Source organism: Dolichospermum lemmermannii CS-548 (assembly GCF_028330815.1).
Classification (GTDB): domain Bacteria; phylum Cyanobacteriota; class Cyanobacteriia; order Cyanobacteriales; family Nostocaceae; genus Dolichospermum; species Dolichospermum lemmermannii.
This window is the reverse complement of sequence record NZ_JAQMTJ010000165.1, coordinates 1-5,171: the sequence shown is the minus strand read 5'-3', so window position 1 is coordinate 5,171 and position 5,171 is coordinate 1. Positions and strand designations below refer to the sequence as shown.

Genomic DNA, 5,171 nt, shown 5'->3' with positions numbered 1-5,171 from the left:
TAGATTTTGATGACATTTTTGGTGATTTACTGTTTCTCAAATGCCTTTTTTCACTTTATCTGTTTGTTTTGATGCTCCCTTTGATTTTCATCTCCGTAATTTCCCTCTGTAACATTTTGGGGTGCGGAATGTGGGTTAAAATAATTTGTAATTCGTAATTAAACCCCAAAATTACGAATTACGAATTAGTAATTAAAAATGTTATTGATTTACCAATGGAAACTCCCTGATTTGTAAATCTTCTGGAAATTCAGATAAAATGCCACCTTTTTTATCACTGATTTTATAGGGTTGGTTATTCAATATTGGTTTAGCACCAAGTTGTTTGATAAATGGAGGAATGTTGGCTTTTTGGCATTGATTCAGGAGCGATAGCGAAGCGCTGCTGCAAGCAGTTCGCAAATGTTCAAGATAAGTAGTTCTAGCATTTGTCCCTGACTCTCCCCCTAATATGACCCAATGTAGTCTGGGAGCGCATTGATCACAAATTGCCGCACCACATACAGGATAAGCATCAACACCGTATAGTTGACTTTTTTCCTTTCCGCAACCATCACAGATACCTGCACCAATGAACTCGCTTAACCATTCTGATAAATCAATGTCTTCCAGAATCGGTTCACAACTGAGAAACCGAATCTTCGCAGGGGTTTTTAGCAGATAATAAACGTCTTCAGCGTCTTTCTGTGTGCAAACTGAATACCCCAACCATAGATGATCAAATGGTAACTTGAGTTCCGTTTCCTCTAAGAATCTGCAACGCCAATTACAGGTGATCAAGATTTGTTGATTCTTCATCCATATCGGGGAATATTACCAATTTTAAGTTCGTCGGATTTTGTTAGGGATGATGTTGACTGAAAAGTACCTTTAAAATTTTAACTTTTAGATGAATAGATATGTAAATTAGCAATAGTAGGATATGTTAGCGTAACGCATAATAATTATAAATTAATCATAATTACAAGCAAAAAGGCGCGTTAAGTAACGCACCTTACAGCGACTAGAAGAATAGCGATCGCACTATTGATCGTGATGTGAATCGTGGTGTGGATGAAAGGGATCAACAATGGCTATAAATGTTTTTCCAACAGCATGACCCAATTGTGTAGCAAAACTCTCATTTTTATGATCAGGATCATGATGTTCCTCATTTAGATCATTTTTAAATTCACTCGTAACGGCTATTCCAGCAATCGCCTTTCCGACTCCGAATACAAAATCGAATAAACCTTGCTCTGGATTATTACTCATTGCTATTTCTCCTTAATTTTAGAAAAGGTTAATAACTATTTACAAGAATTTGCGTGTCAACCTGGTTAAAATTTACTTCCGTTTTTTACCTTTTTTATTCATTTCCCTATCAATTTTTTTCTCATAAGCGTGTATTACTTTTGCAACTTTATGAGCATCTTCATAGGAAAAATTAGCTTGTTTACAAAGCATATCCTGAACGGCATCAGGTAGCATATCACAATCTATATCTAGCTTAATGGCTAACTGAGCCAATTTTTCTACCATTCTGGTGGTGTCACCATCCTGCATAGCTTGTAAAGATTCACTAGCTAGTTTAAGTCTGTCCGTAGTCCAAAGAATACAGCCTACACTTAGTGATGCAGTTGTTGCTATACCGGCAACGAGAGTGGCGGTACTAGCTAGTCCCTGAGTGGCAACACTATTAGCTACAATTGCACCCGCTTTGGCTGCCATTGCAGTTGTACCATGCGCCGTAAGCCAGTGTGTAATAGCCATTGCTCCTTTGATTATTAAAGCTGATTCTACTATTGGCATAATAATTTACCTCTTTTCTGAATCGTCTAAAATTTGGGATAACGCCTCACCAGAGAACTTATTTTTTAGGCTTCTAGTCATAATCCTGGCAAAAATCATTTCACAAACTACACTGAGAAGCAGTCCAGCAATTATCTGGAATACTAAAGGTAGCCAAGAAAACAATACAAGAGCGACAACAATCTCAAAAATCAATCTAAAAGCTTGAGATTTCTCTAAATTGCGTAAGAACCAATTTGGTTTCATAGTTCCATTCTGTCGAAGCCACTTACAACCAAAGCAGATAAAATCATACTTCTACAGTCATTTCGCTGAGTTACAAATGAGCATAACAAAGCCTTCGTAGGTTTAACAACCCCCAGGAAAACGGATTTATACGGGACTTTTGTTACAAAAACTCAATAAAAAAACGGAAAAGATTCGGATCAAAACTTGGTACAATTTGTGAAACTATTGATTGGTAAAGCTTAATGAATGTAAATGAGGTGTTACAATTCGTCGATCGCCTAGTAGTGGAGAAAAGGGGCAAAGGTCTAGACGATCTTCAAAAGGCTGTGATAGAAGGAACTTGGCAACGACAAACCTACGAAAATATTGCCCAAGAACACCATGCAACAAAAAATCATGTAGCAGATGTGGGTTATCCGTTATGGCAGCTTTTATCAGAACTATTAGGAGAGGATATTAATAAACTGAATTTTCGTTCTACTATGGAAAGATTACGATTAGCTCAATCGCCAATTACTATACAGAGTCATAATACAAATAGCAGTAATAGTTTTAATATTTGCACTAAAGAAAATCAAGATAATCACCGACAAGAAGATGATAAAAATAAGAACTATTACGATTTAACTTTTGCTCCTCAAATTATTAATTTTTATAATAGAATAACTGAACTAAAAACTCTCTCTAATTGGATATTAAATCAAAATATTCGCTTAATTTCTGTATTAGGTTTATCGGGTATTGGTAAAACTACTCTTGTTAAAAAAATTGTTGACTTAAATCTCGAAAAGTTTGAAATTATTATCTGGAAAAATCTCAATTTTCCTAACACTCTAGAATCATCACTTAATGAAATATTAACCACTTGCCATCAAGAACCTCAAGATAATATCAGCGATAAAATCAAACAAGTTTCTGCACTGTTAACCGAGAAAAAATCTCTGATTATTTTAGATGACATCCAAAATCTCTTTATCAGTGGCGAATTAGCAGGTCAATATCAAACCCAATATCTCGACTATCAAAACTGGTTTAAAACCCTCACTGAAAGCCAGCATCAAAGCACCATTATTTTAATCAGTCAAGAACAGTGTCCAGAAATGCACTGTTTATATAAAGAATTATATCCTATCAAATGCTTAGAACTTTCAGGATTAAATAATACAGAAATTCTTGAAAACGAAAATTTGAAAGATCCAGAAAGTTGGACACATCTCATTAACCTATATCAAGGTAATCCAAAATATATTCAAGACGTAACCATCTTAATTAAAGATTTTTTTGATGATAGTGTTGCCGAATTTTTAGCAGAAAACCAACTCATTCTGACCAATCAAATGCGATCGCATTTTAAACAGCTATTCACAAAACTATCCCCTCTAGAACAACAACTAGCCCTGGAATTAAGCAAATTTAAAGAACCTGTCGTTAGGGAAACCTTAAAGCAAAACTTAAACTGGTCATCCACAGACTTTATTAACGCCCTAGAATCTCTGCAAAAACGCTATTTAATCACCAAAATCAAAGCAGATAAAACCCAATTTGATTTGTCCCCAATTTTTAAAGAATACGTCAAAACCCTTGATCAGTAGATTAGTAGATTTTTTGTTTCGCGCAAAGACGGCTCAATTACATATCTGCTAAAGGTTTACTGAAGCCAATCTCTATTCCTGTGAGTCGTGATTTTTGGGCGATCGCTGGTTGATTTTTTGCGGAATTGCGATATAAATGTTATGCTTAACGTAATATATAACACTTGCCTATGCCTCAAAAATATAAAGACCTATTCAAAAACTTAAATCCGTAGTTTTCTCTGTTTCCTGTTTTGCTATTTCAGAATCAAAAAACAAATCTTGATTTTCTCTAACTAAAAAAAAGAGCCGGGATTTCTCCCAGCCCAAAACCTGAAAAGAGGCGATTTCTTACCAATTTCTCTACAATGTTGTAAAATTTCTTGTTGTTGAGATTCGGAAAGATATTGTTGTAGATGTAGCATAAAGATGTCCTAAAAAAATAAACTAAATTCTCTTAGCGGTAGCTGCAATATCGTAAAGAATTTAGTAATTCATTAAAAAAAAAGCCCCAATTCCTATAGGAATCAGAGCTATTCAAAATCAGAATCTATATTGTTGCTAGAATCTGACCAATTTTGTCATATATTTCATTGTCAGAAATGCTTCTAAATTCTCTGTTTTTAACGTAATAATTACCATCAAAAATCATACATTTATCGTGATAATACAAAAATATGTATTTATCGGGATAACATGATACTAATTGTTCTAAATGTGGTTTAATTACTTCATTGAAATATTTAGTATTTTCCGCTAATTTTCTGAATGCTGCTTGAACAGGTGTTTCAGCAGGTTTTCTATCAATCGGCTGTTGTTGAAATTTTCTTACGAACTTGACCATTATTTTTCCTCCAGTTGTAATTTAAAAAAGCTTCTAACCTCATATAGAGATTAGAAGCTATCAAATCAATCAATCAAATATTTAGTGCTGAATTATCCAATTCACACACCTAATAATTCCATCCCCATGACATTGCAAAGGACTACACCAACAAGTTAAGATTACATTTACACCTTCAAGAACTTTAAAGCATATATTCCTAAGATCGATTGTTGTTTCATCAAGTATTCCCTCATTCATCCAAAGTCTAACTTTGTCGTACAAATATTTATCGAACATTTTACAACTTTCAACTCTTTCTTTCTCGCTGCTAACTTTAAATGGATTATGTAAAGGACTTTCTTGTAAACCATAAAACTTATTAAGTCTACCAATATAAATTTTATCTTGACCAATAAAACCGTCACGTTTACCATTGATTACTTTAATCATAATTTCCTTTATTTTATTAATTAATTCACTGCCAGAATTAACTAGCAGTGACGTTAAATTATCTATTCATCTTTATCATTTAGATGATTAGAAATTACTCTCACAAGACTGTCAATATTTGATTGATTAAGCATTTTATTCTTGACTATCAAATCAAATACATAAATCCCACATTCCGCACCCCAAAATGTTACAGAGGGAAATTACGGAGATGAAAATCAAAGGGAGCATCAAAACAAACAGATAAAGTGAAAAAAGGCATTTGAGAAACAGTAAATCACCAAAAATGTCATCAAAATCTATTC

Annotated in this window: 7 protein-coding genes; 1 reads left to right on the top strand and 6 read right to left on the bottom strand. The window is 33.9% G+C overall.

The window, feature by feature from the left end:
- Positions 1-201: 201 nt before the first annotated feature.
- The 4 genes from PN450_RS11055 to PN450_RS11040 all read right to left on the bottom strand — a co-directional run bounded on the left by PN450_RS11055 (position 202) and on the right by PN450_RS11040 (position 2,037).
- Positions 202-798 carry a DUF5131 family protein gene (locus PN450_RS11055; protein ID WP_271836295.1) on the bottom strand — a complete coding sequence of 199 codons (597 nt, stop codon included), beginning with the start codon at positions 796-798 and terminating at the stop codon, positions 202-204.
- Between the two features lie 225 nt (positions 799-1,023).
- On the bottom strand, positions 1,024-1,254 hold the full coding sequence (locus PN450_RS11050; protein ID WP_271836294.1) for a hypothetical protein: 231 nt from the start codon (positions 1,252-1,254) through the stop codon (positions 1,024-1,026).
- A gap of 72 nt (positions 1,255-1,326) precedes the next feature.
- On the bottom strand, positions 1,327-1,791 hold the full coding sequence (locus PN450_RS11045) for a hypothetical protein (RefSeq protein WP_271836293.1): 465 nt from the start codon (positions 1,789-1,791) through the stop codon (positions 1,327-1,329).
- A gap of 6 nt (positions 1,792-1,797) precedes the next feature.
- Complete coding sequence (locus PN450_RS11040; RefSeq protein WP_271836291.1) at positions 1,798-2,037, bottom strand: hypothetical protein; 240 nt, start codon at positions 2,035-2,037, stop codon at positions 1,798-1,800.
- Between the two features lie 224 nt (positions 2,038-2,261).
- Between PN450_RS11040 and PN450_RS11035 the strand changes: the two genes are divergently transcribed.
- Complete coding sequence (locus PN450_RS11035) at positions 2,262-3,611, top strand: ATP-binding protein (protein WP_271836289.1); 1,350 nt, start codon at positions 2,262-2,264, stop codon at positions 3,609-3,611.
- Between the two features lie 529 nt (positions 3,612-4,140).
- On the opposite strand, the gene PN450_RS11030 is transcribed toward PN450_RS11035, so the two are convergent.
- Both PN450_RS11030 and PN450_RS11025 read right to left on the bottom strand, forming a co-directional pair.
- On the bottom strand, positions 4,141-4,434 hold the full coding sequence (locus tag PN450_RS11030; RefSeq protein ID WP_271836287.1) for a hypothetical protein: 294 nt from the start codon (positions 4,432-4,434) through the stop codon (positions 4,141-4,143).
- A gap of 81 nt (positions 4,435-4,515) precedes the next feature.
- A complete protein-coding gene (locus PN450_RS11025; protein WP_271836285.1) occupies positions 4,516-4,866 on the bottom strand; it encodes a DUF4326 domain-containing protein in 351 nt (116 codons plus the stop codon).
- Between the last annotated feature and the right edge of the window lie 305 nt (positions 4,867-5,171).